At 33.9% G+C, this 17,769-nt stretch carries 13 protein-coding genes and 1 tRNA gene; 3 read left to right on the top strand and 11 right to left on the bottom strand.

Features of this window, described 5'->3' with window-relative positions; translation table 11 throughout:
- Positions 1-7: 7 nt before the first annotated feature.
- From OA85_RS06790 to OA85_RS06775, 4 genes are read right to left on the bottom strand one after another with little or no spacing between them, the layout of a single operon-like run.
- Entirely contained in the window at positions 8-532 is a 525-nt protein-coding gene (locus OA85_RS06790) for a DUF3341 domain-containing protein (protein WP_039108742.1), read from the bottom strand.
- On the bottom strand, positions 525-1,928 hold the full coding sequence (nrfD, locus tag OA85_RS06785; RefSeq protein ID WP_035669766.1) for an NrfD/PsrC family molybdoenzyme membrane anchor subunit: 1,404 nt from the start codon (positions 1,926-1,928) through the stop codon (positions 525-527). The genes OA85_RS06790 and nrfD overlap by 8 nt, the downstream gene beginning before the upstream one ends.
- A gap of 37 nt (positions 1,929-1,965) precedes the next feature.
- On the bottom strand, positions 1,966-5,022 hold the full coding sequence (locus tag OA85_RS06780; protein WP_039108740.1) for a TAT-variant-translocated molybdopterin oxidoreductase: 3,057 nt from the start codon (positions 5,020-5,022) through the stop codon (positions 1,966-1,968).
- A gap of 29 nt (positions 5,023-5,051) precedes the next feature.
- Complete coding sequence (locus OA85_RS06775; RefSeq protein WP_039108739.1) at positions 5,052-6,386, bottom strand: cytochrome c3 family protein; 1,335 nt, start codon at positions 6,384-6,386, stop codon at positions 5,052-5,054.
- A gap of 217 nt (positions 6,387-6,603) precedes the next feature.
- Between OA85_RS06775 and OA85_RS06770 the strand changes: the two genes are divergently transcribed.
- Positions 6,604-6,993 (top strand): SPOR domain-containing protein, encoded by a 390-nt coding sequence (locus tag OA85_RS06770; protein ID WP_039108737.1) that lies wholly within the window; start codon positions 6,604-6,606, stop codon positions 6,991-6,993.
- A gap of 101 nt (positions 6,994-7,094) precedes the next feature.
- On the opposite strand, the gene OA85_RS06765 is transcribed toward OA85_RS06770, so the two are convergent.
- The 6 genes from OA85_RS06765 to rimP form a co-directional block, all read right to left on the bottom strand.
- Positions 7,095-7,406, bottom strand: a complete 312-nt coding sequence (locus tag OA85_RS06765) for a hypothetical protein (RefSeq protein WP_156129415.1) — start codon at positions 7,404-7,406, stop codon at positions 7,095-7,097.
- 14 nt (positions 7,407-7,420) lie between these two features.
- Complete coding sequence (locus tag OA85_RS06760; RefSeq protein ID WP_039108735.1) at positions 7,421-7,639, bottom strand: hypothetical protein; 219 nt, start codon at positions 7,637-7,639, stop codon at positions 7,421-7,423.
- Positions 7,640-7,702: 63 nt separating this feature from the next.
- Positions 7,703-7,957: a hypothetical protein gene (locus tag OA85_RS06755; RefSeq protein ID WP_231557082.1), complete on the bottom strand. Its 255-nt coding sequence runs from the start codon at positions 7,955-7,957 to the stop codon at positions 7,703-7,705.
- 324 nt (positions 7,958-8,281) lie between these two features.
- Positions 8,282-11,170: a translation initiation factor IF-2 gene (infB, locus tag OA85_RS06750; protein ID WP_039108734.1), complete on the bottom strand. Its 2,889-nt coding sequence runs from the start codon at positions 11,168-11,170 to the stop codon at positions 8,282-8,284.
- Between the two features lie 112 nt (positions 11,171-11,282).
- Positions 11,283-12,536 (bottom strand): transcription termination factor NusA, encoded by a 1,254-nt coding sequence (gene nusA / locus OA85_RS06745; protein WP_039108733.1) that lies wholly within the window; start codon positions 12,534-12,536, stop codon positions 11,283-11,285.
- 13 nt (positions 12,537-12,549) lie between these two features.
- Positions 12,550-13,014, bottom strand: coding sequence for a ribosome assembly cofactor RimP (gene rimP, locus OA85_RS06740; protein ID WP_039109423.1), 465 nt, complete (start codon positions 13,012-13,014; stop codon positions 12,550-12,552).
- 175 nt (positions 13,015-13,189) lie between these two features.
- Between rimP and OA85_RS06735 the strand changes: the two genes are divergently transcribed.
- Positions 13,190-14,014: a universal stress protein gene (locus OA85_RS06735; protein WP_039108732.1), complete on the top strand. Its 825-nt coding sequence runs from the start codon at positions 13,190-13,192 to the stop codon at positions 14,012-14,014.
- 112 nt (positions 14,015-14,126) lie between these two features.
- Here the strand turns inward: OA85_RS06735 and OA85_RS06730 are convergent.
- A tRNA-Gln gene (locus tag OA85_RS06730) sits at positions 14,127-14,197 on the bottom strand.
- Positions 14,198-14,449: 252 nt separating this feature from the next.
- Here OA85_RS06730 and OA85_RS06725 point away from each other — a divergent pair.
- The gene (locus OA85_RS06725) at positions 14,450-17,725 is read left to right on the top strand and encodes a DUF2723 domain-containing protein (RefSeq protein WP_039108731.1); all 3,276 of its coding nucleotides are present in this window, start codon (positions 14,450-14,452) and stop codon (positions 17,723-17,725) included.
- Positions 17,726-17,769: the final 44 nt, after the last annotated feature.

Below are 17,769 nucleotides of genomic sequence, written 5' to 3'. Positions count from 1 at the left end.
TCGACAATTAATTCTTTACAATTACTTTAACTTCTACTGCCCCTGTACCTTCAAAAAAAGAAACCAATTCGCTTTCATTATCATTTACAGCAACTTCCATCAAAAAGTGATCATCTGTTGTTCTAACATCTGGATTTTCTGCTTGTTTGAAAGGCCATAACTTACTTCTCATATAAAAAGTAATAACCATTAAATGCGCTGCAAAAAATACAGTCTCTTCAAACATAATTGGAACGAAAGAAGGCATATTTTGAATATAACTAAAACTTGGTTTACCTCCAATATCCTGAGGCCAATCTTGAATCATAATGTAATTCATCATCCAAGTACCAAAAGACAAACCTACTAAACCATATATAAAAGAACATATAGCTATCCTTGTTGGGGCTAAACCCATGGCTTTATCCAATCCGTGGACAGGAAAAGGAGTAAAAACTTCCTCAATATGATGATGAGCTGCACGTGTTTTTTTAACCGCGTCCATCAAAACATCATCGTCATTATAAATGGCGTATATTACTTTATTACTCATGATGTAAATCTTTATTTGCTTCTCTTTCTCTTTTGTAATTATCTCCTGTTCCTTTTAATATTGTTTTTACTTCCGCTTGTGCTATCACAGGGAATGTTCTAGAATATAACAAAAACAATACAAAGAAGAAACCAATTGTTCCTATGAATATTCCAATATCGACAAATGTTGGAGAGAACATTGTCCATGAAGATGGAAGATAATCTCTATGCAACGATGTTACAATAATTACAAATCTTTCAAACCACATCCCAATATTTACAACAATCGAAATAATAAAAGAGAACATGATACTTGTTCTTAATTTTTTGAACCACATAAACTGTGGAGAAAAAACGTTACAAGTCATCATTGACCAATATGCCCACCAGTAAGGACCGGTTGCTCTATTTAAGAATGCATATTGTTCATATTCAACTCCAGAATACCACGCTATAAAAAGCTCCGTAATATAGGCAACACCAACTATAGAACCAGTAATCATGATTACGATGTTCATTAATTCTATGTGTTGAATAGTAATATAAGCTTCAAGGTTAGAAACTTTTCTCATAATAATAAGCAAAGTATTTACCATTGCAAATCCTGAGAAAACAGCTCCAGCAACAAAATAAGGAGGGAAAATTGTAGTATGCCAACCTGGAATTACCGACGTAGCAAAGTCCATAGATACAATGGTATGTACAGAAAGCACAAGTGGAGTTGCTAAACCTGCAAGAACCAAAGAAACTTCTTCGAAACGTTGCCAGTCTTTTGCTCTACCGCTCCATCCAAAACTCAATATAGAATATACACGTTTATTAAAAGGAGTAATTGCTCTATCACGCAACATAGCAAAATCAGGCAATAAACCAGTCCACCAGAAAACTAATGAAACAGAAAGATAAGTAGAGATTGCAAATACGTCCCAAAGTAAAGGAGAGTTAAAATTTACCCATAAAGAACCAAATTGATTCGGTATTGGTAAAACCCAATACGCTAACCATGGACGACCCATGTGTATGATTGGAAATAAACCTGCTTGAATTACAGAAAAAATGGTCATTGCCTCCGCAGAACGGTTAATTGCCATTCTCCATCTTTGACGGAAAAGCAATAATACGGCTGAAATTAATGTTCCTGCGTGACCGATACCTACCCACCAAACGAAGTTAGTGATATCCCAAGCCCAACCTACAGTTTTATTTAATCCCCATGTTCCAATACCTGTAGACACGGTGTAAATGATACAACCCATTCCCCAAAGAAACGCGGTTAATGCAATTGAAAATACAATCCACCAATGTTTGTTTGCTTTACCTTCTACAGGTGCAGCTACATCTACAGTTACATCGTGATAAGATTTATCACCTATAACTAAGGGTTTTCTAATGGTTGCTTCGTAGTGAGACGACATAATCCTTTATATTGATTCTTAATTAATTATTTTTGTACTAGGTATTTCTAACTTTAACATGATAAATCACATTTGGTTTTGTTCCAACATGCTCTAATAAATGATACATTCTTTCATCTTCAGCTAATTTAGTAACTTTAGATTCTTTATCATTCACATCTCCAAAAATCATTGCTCCAGTAGAGCAAGCATTTGAACAAGCCGTTTGGAATTCTCCATCAACGATTACTCTTCCCTCTCTTTTTGCATTTAAAATTGTAGCTTGTGTCATTTGAATACACATAGAACATTTTTCCATAACTCCACGAGAACGAACATTTACGTCTGGATTTAATACCATACGTCCTAAATCGTCATTCATATGATAATCGAATTCACTGTTTTTGTTATACAAGAACCAGTTAAAACGACGTACTTTATAAGGACAGTTGTTAGCACAGTAACGAGTACCAACACATCTATTATAAGCCATTTGATTTTGACCCTGACGACCATGAGATGTTGCAGCAACTGGACAAACAGTTTCACAAGGCGCATGATTACAGTGTTGACACATTACCGGTTGGAAAGAAACCTGAGGATTATCTCCTGCTTTTTCCATTTCATTAAATGTAGATAATGAACTTGATAAACCTGCAATATTTTCTTTTCTTTCGTTATCACCTGCAAATGTACTTTCAGAAGAATAATATCTATCAATACGCAACCAGTGCATATCACGACTTCTTCTAATTTCAGCTTTCCCAACAACTGGAACGTTGTTTTCAGCATGACAAGCAATTACACAAGCACCACAACCAGTACAAGCATTCAAATCGATAGAAAGATTAAAGTGATGTCCTGTAGAACGATCAAATGAATCCCATAAATCTACTTTTGTAGCTTCAACTTCTTTGTGATCCAAAGATACCATTGGTTGTTCATTCCAGAACTCAGCATCTTTAGTATTAAAAATTTCTAAAGTGGTTTCTTTAATAATATCACCTCTTCCCATCAAAGTTTTTTGACCTTGAACACAAGCAAATTCATGTTCTCCGTCAGCCTTAATCAATGTTACAGATTGAACATTATTAAACCCTTTATATAATGAGTAAGCATTTAAACCTACTTGCATCTCTTCTTTTAAAGCCGCTTTACGACCATAACCTAAAGCTAAACCAATTGTACCAACAGCTTGACCTGGCTGAACAATTACTGGTACATTTTCTAGTTTCAAACCATCAGTAGTTGTAATAGTAGCATAACTACCATTCAAACCACCATTCGCTACAATTTCATTAGATAAAGCATATTTCTTAGCATCAGCATTCGAAACAGTAAGGTAATTGTCCCAAGAAACTCTGGTAATTGGATCTGGCAATTCTTGCAACCAAGGATTGTTTGCTTGCTGCCCATCCCCTAATCCAGTTTTTGTATATAAAATCAATTCAAATCCTTCAGAAGCTTTTGATTGAGCCAAAGCATTTGCCGCACCAGAGTAATCAGCAGAAGATGCAGAAACAGCTGAAACAGCCCCCACGAAAACACCGTCATGCAATACTTGATTCCAAGTAGAACCTGAAACGATAGTTGAAGCATTCGCTTTTAAATAATCGTAAAAAGTACCTCCTACACCATTCAAAGACAATAAAGCATCTTGAAATTGTTTTGTATCAAATAAAGGACGAATAGTTGGTTGAGTTACACTATACGTACCTTTTGTCAAACTTAAATCACCCCATGACTCTAAATAATGTGGAGCCGGAGCAGCGATTGTAGTAAGTGCAGCCGTTTCATCTTCTTTTAAAGAAAAAGCAACTGATGTTTTAACTTTTTTCAAACCTTCAACAAATGACTTACTATCTGCTAAAGTATAAATAGGATTAACGCCACTCATGATCAAAGTATGAACGCTTCCAGCTTTCATTTCATTGATTAATTGTGATACTTTTTCGTTTGAACCTTTTCTAATTTGTCTTGCTCCAGAAGCACTAAAAGCCTCACTTGCCAATACTTGATTGACAGCTAAAACTAATAATTGAGCATTTTTATCTTGAATACCTGAAACTAAAACTCCTTTTGAACCAGCAGCTTTTAATTGCTGAGCAACTTTATTAACTTCAGATTTAAATTTATCATCTAAACTAACCGCCACAGATGAGCCAGTTATAACATTATATATATGAATTAATGCTTGTTTTTGATTTGCAGTTGACATTGCCAAACGCTTATCAGCAGCAGCACCAGACAAAGTCATATTTGATTCTAATTGAAAATGACGAGACATTTTTCCATTTTTTGGAATTCTACCTTGAGCATAACCCGAGTCATATCCACCACCTTGCCAGTCTCCAAGGAAATCTGCACCAACAGAAACTATTAGAGATGCTTTTGAGAAATCGTAATCAACTAAAGATCTTTCACCATAAACCACTTCAAAAGCGTCTAAAGCTTCAGAAGAAGAGACAGCATCATAAACAACATGTTTAGCATTTGGATTTTTACCAATAAATTCAGCAATCAACTTTTCAGTTGACGGACTTGCCAATGTATTTGTTAAAAGTACAATTTGACCACCCTTAGCTTTTGCTTCAACCAAACTTGATTTAATTGCAGAATCAACAGCAGACCAAGTTGAACTTTTACCTTCAATTTTCGGCTCTTTTAAACGCATACTATCATATAATGACAATATAGACGCATGAATTCTAGCATTAGCACTAAATTTTGCTCCAGCAATAGTATTATTATCTATTTTAATAGGACGCCCTTCACGTGTTTTTACCAAAAGATTTGCAAAATCGAAACCATCAAAAACCGAAGTTGCATAATAATCTGCTACTCCAGGAATGATTTGTTCTGGCTGAAGTACATAAGGTATCGACTTATGAACAGGGCCTTCGCAAGCTGCAAGCGTAGCTGCCGCAGTACTAAACCCAACGTACTTTAAAAAATCACGACGTGTTGTTGATGAAGATGACAAAGCATCATTATTTCCTAAAAACTCATCAGTAGGAATTTCTTCAACAAATTCGTTATTTCTAAGCGCCTCAACAATAGAACTATTTTTGTCTAGTTCTTCAACACTTTTCCAGTATTTTTTGTTTGATGACATATATAAATATTAAAATCTTAATAATTTGATTAATAGTGGCATTTACCGCATTCTAAACCTCCCATTTGCGCCGCAGTCAATTTGTCTACGCCGTATTTCTTAGAAAGTTCCTCATGAATTTTTGTGTAATAATCATTACCTTCCATTTTAACTTCCGTTTTTCTATGGCAATTAATACACCATCCCATTGTAAGAGGAGAAAATTGCTTCATAACTTCAAAAGTTTGAACAGGTCCATGACAAGTCTGGCATTCTATCCCTGCTACGGTAACGTGTTGCGAGTGATTAAAATAAACAAAATCAGGCAAATTATGAATACGAATCCATTTAACCGGCTCTGTTTTACCAGTGTATTTTTGAGTAGATTGATCCCAACCAACTGCTTTATATAATTTTTGAATTTCTCCGTCATAAAAAGCTTTTGTATGATCTGGAGTAGCAGTAGTATCAGAAACTTCAGCAATATTTTTATGACAATTCATACAAACATTTAAAGAAGGAATTCCCGAATTCTTACTTACCCTAGCTGAAGAGTGACAATATTTACAATTTATCCCATTACTACCCGCATGTATTCTGTGAGAATAATGAATTGGCTGAATCGGCTCGTAATTTTGATCAACACCAACTTGCATCAAGAAAGCATACACAAAATAAGCCCCAGACAATAACAAAAAGATAGAAGTTACCAATACTAAAAATTGATTTCTAGCAAATGCTTTCCAAATTGGAGTAGTTGGAGCTTTTGGAGTTACTTCAATTCCATTAGCCTTAGCAACTTTAGTCAGAACATTGTTTACTAAAAACAACATAACAACCAACATAGCCATAACTAAACCAAGAGCACCTAATATAATATTATTAGACAAACCGCTTTCAGCAGCAGTAGCACCCGGAACCGCAGCAGCACCAGCTGTAACCGGAGCCTCAGCTTTTGGCTCTGACGTATAAGCTATAATATTATCAATATCTGTCGTTGCTAATTGAGGAAAAGCAGTCATTACAGATTTGTTGTTTTCTTCAAAAAGCTTTACTGCAGCAGCATCGCCAGATTTGATTACATCAGAACTATTATGAACCCACTTGTAAATCCATGCCATTTCATGTTTTGCAGCAACACCTCGTAACATAGGACCAGTTGCCTTCGCATCTAGTTTGTGACATGCCGCGCAATTTGCATTAAAAAGCTCTTTTCCTTTTACAGGATCACCACCTTGACTTGCAACAGCCACATCTGGTGTCGTAGCTTGCACGGCTGCAGGAGCCGCAGTTTGCGCAAATGAATTTAGGGAGAAAATTAGTGTTAGCCCTAAGCCTAAATATAATTTCCTTGAGATCGAATTATGGTTACCCACCTTTTTCATATTATAAATGATTATCTACTAAAATTGGTACGATTTTTTCTATTAACAATATTAGAAAAAATCAATACATTCTTTTAAAACTTGCACAAAAATACGACTTAAGAACTATTCTCAAAACCTTAAAATAGTCTTAAATTCAATTTATATTAATTCTAAATAATATTTATTATTTCGTTTCATTCATTAAATAGTATTTTTGCATAAAAACTATCACATTATGAGATTTTTAACACCCAAAAAAGCTTTTTTTTACGCCGTCACTTTGTGCCTTACTAGTAACTATATAAATGCGCAAGATCAAAATATCACGGTAAATCAAGACTCTAAATTTGAACAATTACTAAATGAAAAAAGAAAAACAAACATTTCTAACACTGTAAATGACCGATATAAAGTTCAAATATTTAGCGGCGATAGCGAAAAAGCGAAAAACACATTAAACGAATTCAAACAAGAGTTTGTCGATATGGACGGAACAATCGTATTCAACACACCCAATTATAAAGTTTGGGTTGGAAATTTTAAAACTCGTATTGAAGCAGAACATAATTTAATTGACATTCGAAAAAAATACAAAAATGTACTCTTGATAAAACCAAGTAAATAAAAAATTAGCGCTAATCTATCGTAATAATTACTTTTTCACACAAGAAAGCCACTCCGTCATGAAGTGGCTTTCTTGTTTTTTATCTTTTTGTAAATACTTGTCTAATAGCTTCTCTTTGCGGGTTCAAAAAATTCTAGTAAAATAACTAAAACTCCTCCCAAAACACCTAAAACCCCCATAACTATTAGACCAATACCTCTAATATATAAAGCTATTTTGAGCCAGTCTCTAAAATAATCATTCGTATTTTCTCTTTTAATTTTTTTGAAGGGGTTATATTTCTCCATTCGGTATTCTTTAGTACCCCAATTTCCAAACCAAATAAAAAATATTCCCAATACAATTAGTACAATTCCTAAAATTATATGCTTCTGATTTAAGCCAATTAAAAACATTATCATTAAATTTCTCATAAATGGATGCTTATTTATTTTTCTTCTGATTTTTCTTTCACAGTTGACATTACTTTGTCATTTACAATTTTGTTAGCATTTAATATTTTAGAATCTAGTTTACTTATTTTACCTAAACTTTCTAATTTTTCAATAGCCTTCACTGTTCCAAATGTTGCAGCAAAAATACCCGCTCTTTCTATTGCTGAATAGTACTTGCTATCATCATCATTCTCTCTGGCGCTCGTTTTCAACGAGTGCCTACTTACTTTTAATTAACTAAACAAAGCGTTTGCAACGCGGCTCTTATAAATAGATTACCATAAAGGTTCAATATTTACATTACAAAGAATAGTATTATCTTCTTCGTAATTCCTATAACTACTATTCACATAATCTCTTTCATGAATAACGATTTCGGCTTCTACCGGATTGCAATGAATATAATTTACTCGCTGTTCTATTTTTTCTAAAGTATCTAATATAATCGGATGAAAACCATCTTGCCATAGCTTGTAGTTCTTAGCTCTTTGTGCTTTGTATACTTTATAAACCGTTCTATTCAAAATCAAATATAAACTATTTTTCTTATTAAAATTTAGGAGGACTACTTATTTAAAACTCCTTAACAGGTTTTAAAAAAAGAAAAACTTCCTCATTATAGATAACGGCTCTTTGTTTGCGTGAGAGATAGAAGCTAGCTACCCTGTAGCGCGGATAGCCCGACAGCATCTAGAAAAAAGGGCAATGACCGATCATGTTGATAGCCCTTTTTTATAGATGGTGGCACGCCCAAATCGAAATCAAACAACTCTCATTACTCCCGAACAGACAATCATAAATACACAAAAAAAAATCCCGACGAATCGGGATTTTAATTATAAAATATTGAAATTTTATTTCAATTTCTTTTTGATAGCTACTTCATGGTACGATTCAATAACATCTCTTTCTTCAATATCATTGTATCCTTTCACTTGAATACCGCAATCGTATCCTTTAGCCACTTCTCTTACATCATCTTTAAATCGTTTCAATGCTAACAGTTCACCTGTAAACACAACTACACCTTCTCTGATGATTCTCATTTTGGCGTTTTTAACAATTTTACCATCCATAACCATACTTCCCGCAATAGAACCAACTTTAGAAATCTTGAATATCTCTCTAATTTCAGCAGTTCCAAGAATTTCTTCTTTCATCTCTGGCGCTAACATTCCTTCCATTGCATCTTTCAAGTCATCGATAGCTGCGTAGATAATAGAATAGTAACGGATATCGATTTCTTCTTTGTCTGCCAATTGTCTAGCATTTCCAGCAGGACGAACATTAAATCCGATAATGATTGCATCAGAAGCAGAAGCTAACATAACGTCAGTCTCCGTAATTGCTCCAACACCTTTATGTATGATATTAATTTGAATTTCTTCAGTAGATAATTTAGAGAACGAATCTGATAAGGCTTCAACCGAACCATCCACGTCACCTTTAAGGATTATGTTTAATTCTTTAAACTGACCTAATGCAATTCTACGTCCAATTTCATCTAATGTAATATGTCGTTGTGTACGGACAGATTGCTCACGCATCAATTGAGAACGTTTTGAAGCAATTTGTTTTGCTTCTTTTTCATCTTCAAAAATATTGAACTTATCACCAGCTGTTGCCGCACCGTCAAGACCTAAAACTGATACTGGAGTCGAAGGACCCGCAACAGTAACAATGTTTCCTCTTTCATCATGCATGGCTTTAATTTTACCATGGTGCTTTCCAGCCAACATATAATCCCCAATTTTAAGGGTTCCGTGTTGAACTAATATTGTAGAAACATATCCTTTTCCTTTATCCAAGAAAGCTTCAACAACTGTACCTTGTGCAGCTTTATTCGGGTTTGATTTTAGATCTAATAATTCTGCCTCTAGCAATACTTTTTCTAATAATTCTTTAACACCTGTACCTACTTTTGCAGAAATATCATGTGATTGAATTTTTCCACCCCAATCTTCAACAAGTAAATTCATACCTGCTAATCTTTCTTTTACTTTTTCAGGATTAGCATTTGGCTTATCAATTTTATTGATAGCAAATATGATAGGAACTCCAGCTGCCTGAGCATGGCTAATTGCTTCTTTAGTTTGCGGCATGATATCATCATCTGCAGCAATCACAATAATCGCAATATCAGTAACTTGAGCACCACGCGCACGCATCGCAGTAAACGCTTCGTGACCAGGTGTATCTAAGAATGCAATTTTTTGTCCGTTATCTAATGTTACTCCGTAGGCACCTATATGTTGTGTAATTCCTCCAGACTCACCTGCAATTACGTTTTCTTTACGAATATAATCTAGCAAAGATGTTTTACCGTGATCGACGTGACCCATTACTGTTACAATAGGCGCTCTGAAAACTAGATCCTCTTCTTTATCAGCTACAACTTGAATTGCCTCTTCAATATCAACAGTAATAAATTCAACTTCATAACCAAACTCATCAGCTACAATAGTCAATGTTTCTGCATCAAGACGTTGATTCATGGTAACCATGATTCCAAGTGACATACAAGTACCAATAACTTTAGTAATTGGCACATCCATCATAATAGCAATTTCACCTACAGTAACAAACTCCGTAACTTTAATAGTTTTACTTCCTTCGTCAATGGCTCTTTGCTCATCATCAGATTTCTGACGGTGTGTATCTCTTTTGTCTCTTCTATATTTAGCTGCTTTTGATTTACCACCTTTACCTTGTAGTTTCTCTAAAGTCTCTCTAATTTGATTTTTAACTTCCTCTTCCGTAGGCTCTACTTTTGCAACAATAGCAGGTCTGTTTCCTTTTACAAAACCAGGCCTTGCACTTCTGTTCGCATTAAAACCACCACCACCTGTGTTAGGCGTGATTTTATTCGGATTTGGCGCTCCAGGAACTCCAGGAGTAGCAGGTGGTCTAGGAGCACCCGGCTTTGGAGCAATTCTTTTGCGTTTATTCTTATTAGCATTATTAGCTCCTATAGCTCCTGGCGCACCTGGTTTATTTGGAGTAATTTTAGGCTCTTCTTTTTTCTTTTTAGGCTTATTAAATTGAGATAAATCAATTATCTGACCTGTTAAAGTAGTACCTGATAACTTTTGATATTGAGTTGTTATCGTTTCATCAACCGGAGCCTCTTCAACTTTTTCAATTTTTACAGTTTCAGAAACAACCTCTTTTACTGGCTCTTTCTTTACTTCTTTTATTCCAACAATAGGTTTAACTTCTTTTTTGTCTGAAACAAGTTTATCTTGTGAAGGTTCTTTTTGAACTGGCTCTTTTTGAATAGCTTCTACAATAGCAGGTTTTTCAACCGGAACTGAAACTATAGGAGTCTCGATTTTTTCAACAACCTTAACAGGAGCAGGAACAACTATTGGTTTTTTTGGATTGAGATCTATTTTTCCAACCTGAACAGGTCCAGCTAAAACAGCTCTCGCTTTGATAACTTCTTGTTGTTTTAGTCGTTCTTCGTCTTGTTTGCGCTTGTCTTCGATTTCTTTCTCTCGTTCCAAACGTAAAGCTTCTTTTTCTTTTCTTTTCTCTTCCCCTACTTCTTTTGAAGCCTCTTTATTCCCTTTGTCACCAGCAAACTGACCGCACAAGACATTGTATACATCATCAGAAATTTTTGCGTTTGGATTTGCTTCAATAGCAATCCCCTTATCTTTTAGATAATCCACAGCTCTTTCTAAAGAAATATTCAATTCCCTTAAAACTTTGTTTATTCTAATAATTCTCTCTTCAGACATAAAACCTTTTTATTATTACCTTTTTTGTTATTCCTCACTTTACTCCCAACTCGACACCTACCGAGCAAGAATTAATTGTAAAGTGGCATGTTTATCGTTGAAGACACATTGACTAACTGTCAAATTCTTCTTTCAATATTCTCATTACATCCAGAATAGTTTCCTCTTCCAAATCTGTTCTTCTTACTAAATCTTCTACATCTTGTTTTAAGATACTTTTTGCAGTATCCAAACCAATTTTTGCAAATTCTTCAATAACCCAGTCTTCAATTTCATCTGAGAACTCAGTTAATTCAACATCATCCTCATCAGCTGTAGCACCTGCAACATCACCTTCACGAATAACGTCTAGCTCATAACCAGTCAGTAAACCTGCTAATTTAATGTTGTGTCCACCACGACCAATTGCTTTAGAAACTTCTTCAAGTTTCAAGAAAACTTCTGCTCTTTTTGTCTCTTCATTTATTTTAATAGAAGAAACTTTAGCAGGGCTTAATGCTCTTGTTATAAACAATTGAATATTACTTGTATAATTGATAACGTCGATATTTTCGTTTCCTAATTCACGAACAATTCCATGAATACGAGATCCTTTCATACCCACACAAGCTCCTACAGGGTCAATTCTATCATCATAAGAATCTACGGCTACTTTTGCTTTTTCACCAGGAATTCTTACTACTTTTTTAACCATAATTAAACCGTCAAAAACTTCAGGAATTTCTTGTTCAAATAATTTTTCTAAAAACTTCTCAGAAGTTCTAGACATAATAATTTGAGGTTTATTTCCTTTTAATTCAACGCTTTCTATTATTCCTCTAACATTATCTCCTTTACGGAAAAAATCAGAAGGTATTTGTTTTTCTTTTGGCAAAATAATCTCATTCCCCTCATCATCAACCAAAATAACAACTCTTGGACGCACATGGTGTACTTCAGCAGTATAGATATCGCCTATTAAATCTTTAAATTGTTTGTAAAGATTTGTGTTATCATGTTCATGAATTTTAGAAATTAAATTCTGACGTAAAGCTAAAATTGCTCTTCTTCCTAAATCAATTAATTTCACTTCTTCGGAAACCTCTTCACCAATTTCGAAATCAGGCTCTATTTTTCTAGCTTCAGTCAAAGTAATTTCAAGATGATCAAAATCTAAATCTTCATCCGCAACGATTACTCTTCTCTGCCATATCTCCATATCTCCTTTATCAGGATTTATAATGATATCAAAATTATCATCTGAACCGTATTTTTTCTTCAATGCATTTCTAAATACATCTTCCAAAATTGCCATAAGCGTTACACGATCAATAAGTTTATCATCTTTAAACTCTGAGAATGAATCGATTAATGCTAAATTTTCCATGCGAATTCTTTAATTAAAATGTTACTGTAACAATTGCTTCTTTTATATCGGCGTAAGGCAGTTTTAGTTCTTTTTGAACTGTCTCTTTTCCTTTTCCTATTTTTTTAGGTTCTCTTGCTTTCCACGACAAAATTACAAAATCATCATTAGCTTCCACTAATTCTGCTTCAATTATTTCTGTACCAGTCTTGACAATCAATGTGCGCCCTATATTTTTCTTATATTGTCTTACTAATTTCAATGGCGACCCAACCCCTACCGAAGCTACTTCTAAAGAGTAATCTTGTTCCTCGCGATCCAAGTTATTATCTATAAAACGACTCACATCGATGCAATCCTGAAGCGCTACTCCGTTATCACCATCCAAATTCACTATAACCTTAAAAGCATCAGTGATAGTAAGGTCTATCAAAAAAATTGATGCCTTTTCTGAAAGGCATTCGGTCAATAACGTATTTACTTTTTCTTTAAATGTCATATTTTTATAAAAAGAGGGGACATTTAGTCCCCTCATTATCTAGATTTTAATAAATAACGGTGCAAATATAGTGTTTTTTTTATTAATTAAAAATAAACGGTAGCTGTTAAAATATTTCTTATCTTTAATACAGCATTAAAACAACTGTTTTTACATAATTTAATACGTATTGATTATGGAGCGAATTTTAGTACCAACCGATTTTTCAGAGCATGCTGAAGACGCATTAAAAGTTGCTGCACAAATTGCTAAAAAGAATAATTGCAAAATGTTTTTACTTCACATGTTGGAGTTGCCAAGCCAAATGAGCGATGCTATTTCCGGAGGAAGCAGTATCCCTGAAGTAATGTTATTTATAAAAAAAGCAAACGAAACCTTCCAAAAAATTAAAGAACGACCCTATTTAAACGGCATCTCAGTCAGCGAAACAGTACATTTCGAAAGAGCCTCAGACGGCATACTGTCATTTAGCAAAAAAAATAAAATCGATTTAATAATCATGGGATCTCATGGCTCATCAGGAATTGAAGAAATACTTATTGGATCCAACACCGAGAAAGTAGTTCGACTTTCCGACATTCCTGTTTTAGTTATCAAAAAAGATATCGGTAAATTTGAAGCCAGAAATTTTGTTTTCGCTTCCGATTTTTCGCAAGAAATAAAAAAACCTTTCAAAAAAATGATAGAATTCACTAAAATCTTTGATGCAAATCTATTTTTAGTAATGATTTGCACTCCTAATAGCTTTAAAACTACTTTAGTTTCCGAAAAAATAATGAAAGATTTTATTGCCAACTTTAATATCCAAAACTACTCCTTACATATTTTTAACGATGGCAATGTAGAAAAGGGAATTATTAATTTCTCAAATTCAATCAATGCCGATTTAATAGGTCTTTGCACACACGGCAGAACTGGACTAGCGCATTTTTTCAACGGAAGTATCAGTGAAGACTTGGTAAATCATACTATAAAACCAGTAATTACTTTTAAGATTTAATTTTTCAATCCCCATTACGTCTTTAAATTATTTTTTAAAAACTCCCTAAAAACCTCCCTAAAAAAATATTTTTTCCAAAAAAAAAGCCTCTCAAAAATTGAGAGGCTTTACGTTGGTCTACAAGGACTCGAACCTTGAAAGACTGCACCAAAAACAGTTGTGTTACCATTACACCATAGACCAGCATTGCTTTGCTATTGCTTAGCGAGTGCAAATTTAGAACAAATTTTAATTTGCACAAATTTTTTATCGCTTTTTATTGAAAATAATTTCCCCTAAGAACAGAAACAGCCTGTAAACTTTTCAAAAACACTAGAAACCAATTCATTAGTTTCTCATATTTGTTTTTTAGAAATTTTTGTTAATGCTCGCATCGTTACATAAAAAAACATTTTCTTTGTATCTCAAAATTTAACTACAATTTAGCACTGAAATATGGCAACATTCAATTTCAATAAATGGAATACGATTATAGGTTGGTTTACATTTGGAATCGCATTAGTAACATACACAATGACCGTTGAACCCACAATGAGTTTCTGGGATTGTGGAGAATATATTGCCACAGCTGCAAAATTAGAAGTTGGACATCCACCCGGAGCCCCTTTATTTCAAATGATGGGCGCCTTTTTTGCGATGTTTGCTTCAGATGACAAACATATTGCTTTAATGGTTAATATGATGTCCGTTTTTTCAAGTGCCTTTACCATCCTTTTTATGTATTGGTCATCTACAATGTTATTAAAAAGGCTGATTTCTAGATTTTCTGAAAATGATAAAAACAATGACATTGTTGTTTTAGGCAGTGCTTTTGTAGGCGCATTAGCGTATACTTTTTCTGATAGTTTTTGGTTCAATGCAGTTGAGGCCGAAGTTTATGCGATGGCTTCTTTATTCATTGCTTTATTATTTTGGCTGGGTTTACGCTGGGAACAAGACATGGAAACACCTAGAGGAAACAAATGGTTATTGATCATTTCATTAGTCGTTGGACTATCATTTGGGGTGCATTTCATGGCTTTATTAACAATTCCAGCAATTGGTTTTCTTTATTTTTTCAAACACTATAAAGTTGTTACCATCAAAAACTTCATCATTGCAAATGTTGTTGTAATTGCCATATTGCTATTTATATTCAAATTATTACTACCGTTAACAATGGCTTTCTTTGGAAAAACCGAAGTTTTTATGGTAAACGAAATGGGAATGCCATTTGATTCAGGAACTATTTTTGTTGCCTTACTCTTCATCGCCTTCTTTTATTTTGGTTTAAAATACACCAAACAAAAAGGATTGGTATTTTACAATACAATAATCCTTTGCATATTATTCATTTTAATAGGGTTTTCTACTTGGATGATGTTGCCTATCAGAGCCAATGCCAATACTGTAATTAATGAGAATAAACCATCGGATGCAGCAGAGGTTCTTGCTTATTACAATAGAGAACAATATGGTGTAAACCCTTTATTTTATGGATCTCAGTACACAGAAACTTTTGCCGGATTAGATAAAAAAAATCCTTACTTAGACAAAGCTCCAAACTACGAAAGAGACTATAAAACAGGCAAGTATCTTATCACCAATAATTTCAAAAATGCCGAACAAAATAGTGATGACAATCAAAAAACTATTTTACCTAGGATGTGGAGCACAGAGCATGTCGCGAATTACATGAATTTCACAAATCCTCCACAATTTAAGATTAATCCAGATTATCCGTATGAAGATGACTTAGCAAAATACGGAATTGATCCAAGTAAATTAACCGAGGAAGAATACAACAAAGCCATTGCGCAGTTGAAAAATGAAGTTGAAAAAACAGTAACAGAATTCAGACAAGCTTATGCTCAAAAACAAATTGACAATGACGGCTATGTTTCGTTTTTGAAAAGTTATGGTGATTATTTAATCATAGAAAAACCAACGACTGTTGACAATTTCAGTTTCATGTTCGAATATCAATTCGGATACATGTACTGGAGGTATTTAATGTGGAATTTTGTTGGACGCCAAAGTGATGTTCAAGGGAAATACGACAATTTAGATGGGAATTGGATTAGTGGAATCAAATTTATTGATGATTTACATTTAGGTTCTCAAGATAATTTACCATCAGATGTATTGAATAACAAGGGACGAAATGTTTATTTCTTTTTACCTTTTATACTTGGACTTATTGGCTTGATGTATCATGCTAATAAAGATTTAAAGAGTTTTTACGTCCTGTTAGCACTATTTTTATTCACAGGAATAGCATTGAAAATTTACTTAAATGAAAGACCTTTTGAACCCCGCGAAAGAGATTATGCGTTAGTGGGTTCCTTCTATGTATTTGCTATCTGGATAGGATTTGGCGTCTATGCGCTATACGAAAGTGCACAGAAATATTTGGCCCCAAAAATAGCAGGCCCATTACTTATAGTATCTTGTCTATTAGCAGCACCTGTACTTATGGCATCTCAAAACTGGGATGACCATGATCGTTCTAATAGATACACCGCTGTTGCGATGGCAAAAGCATATTTAAATTCATGCGATAAAAATGCGATATTATTTACCATTGGCGACAACGATACATTCCCTCTTTGGTATGCTCAAGAAATAGAAAAGGTGAGAACCGATGTAAAAATAGTAAACACGAGTCTTTTCATGACGGATTGGTATATTGATCAAATGAAAACTAAAACATACGAGTCAGATCCTTTGCCTATTTCATTTGTCCATGACGAATATGTAGGTGACAAACTGGATTACGTAGCGCATATTCCAAAAGTGGAAACTAGATGGGAAATAAAAGATTTCATCAATTTTATTAAAAATCCAAAATCTACTGTTGAAATGCAAAATGGTCAAACCATTCATTTTTATCCAACCAATAAAATACGAATTCCTATTGACAAAAATACTATCATCAACAACAAGGTCGTTTCTGCAAAATACAACGACTCCATCGTTCCTTATATAGACATTGACATCAAAGGAAATGCACTATACAAAAACAGATTGATGATGCTTGATATAGTAGCTAACAATAACTGGAAAAGACCTATTTATTTTAGTGGTGGTGCCTTTGATGATGAAGATTATATCTGGATGAAAAATTACCTTCAATTAGACGGAATGGTTTATAAATTAGTCCCTATAAGAACCAAACTGAATAAAGATGACAACCAGATGGAAATGGGACAAATTGATGCTGATAAAATGTACACAAACGTTATGAAATGGGATTGGGGAAACAGCGAAAGTCCAACTATTTATCATGATCCAGAAACCCGAAGAAATAGTATCACGTATCGAATGAATCTTGCTCGATTGATGAATCAATTAATTGCAGAAGGAAAGAATGGCAAGGCTAAAAACATTATCGATTTAGCTATGACAAAAATGCCTTTGGATAAATTTGGCTATTATTCTTTGGTTGAACCATTTGCAAAAGGATACTATGCAGTTGGAGAAAAAGAAAAAGCTCAGGAACTTCTTGAAAAACTAATGACTAAATATAAAGAAAATCTTAATTATTATATCAATCTTACACCTGTTGATCAAACCAGTATTGCAATTGATATTATAACTGACATTGAGCGTTACAGAGGATTGCTGCAAGTAATGAAAGAAAGTGGCGACTCTGCATTTTACAATAAAAACAAAGTGATTTTTAATACCTATATTAAAATGTTTGAACGTTTTGGTCGTGAGAAAGAATAACCTTAAATAAACACAAGACCATCATAAACTATAGCGATATTGAA

This window comes from Flavobacterium sp. AED, assembly GCF_000812945.1.
Classification (GTDB): Bacteria; Bacteroidota; Bacteroidia; order Flavobacteriales; family Flavobacteriaceae; genus Flavobacterium.
The sequence above is the reverse complement of the archived record's forward strand: the minus strand, read 5'-3'. Positions and strand labels throughout refer to the sequence as shown.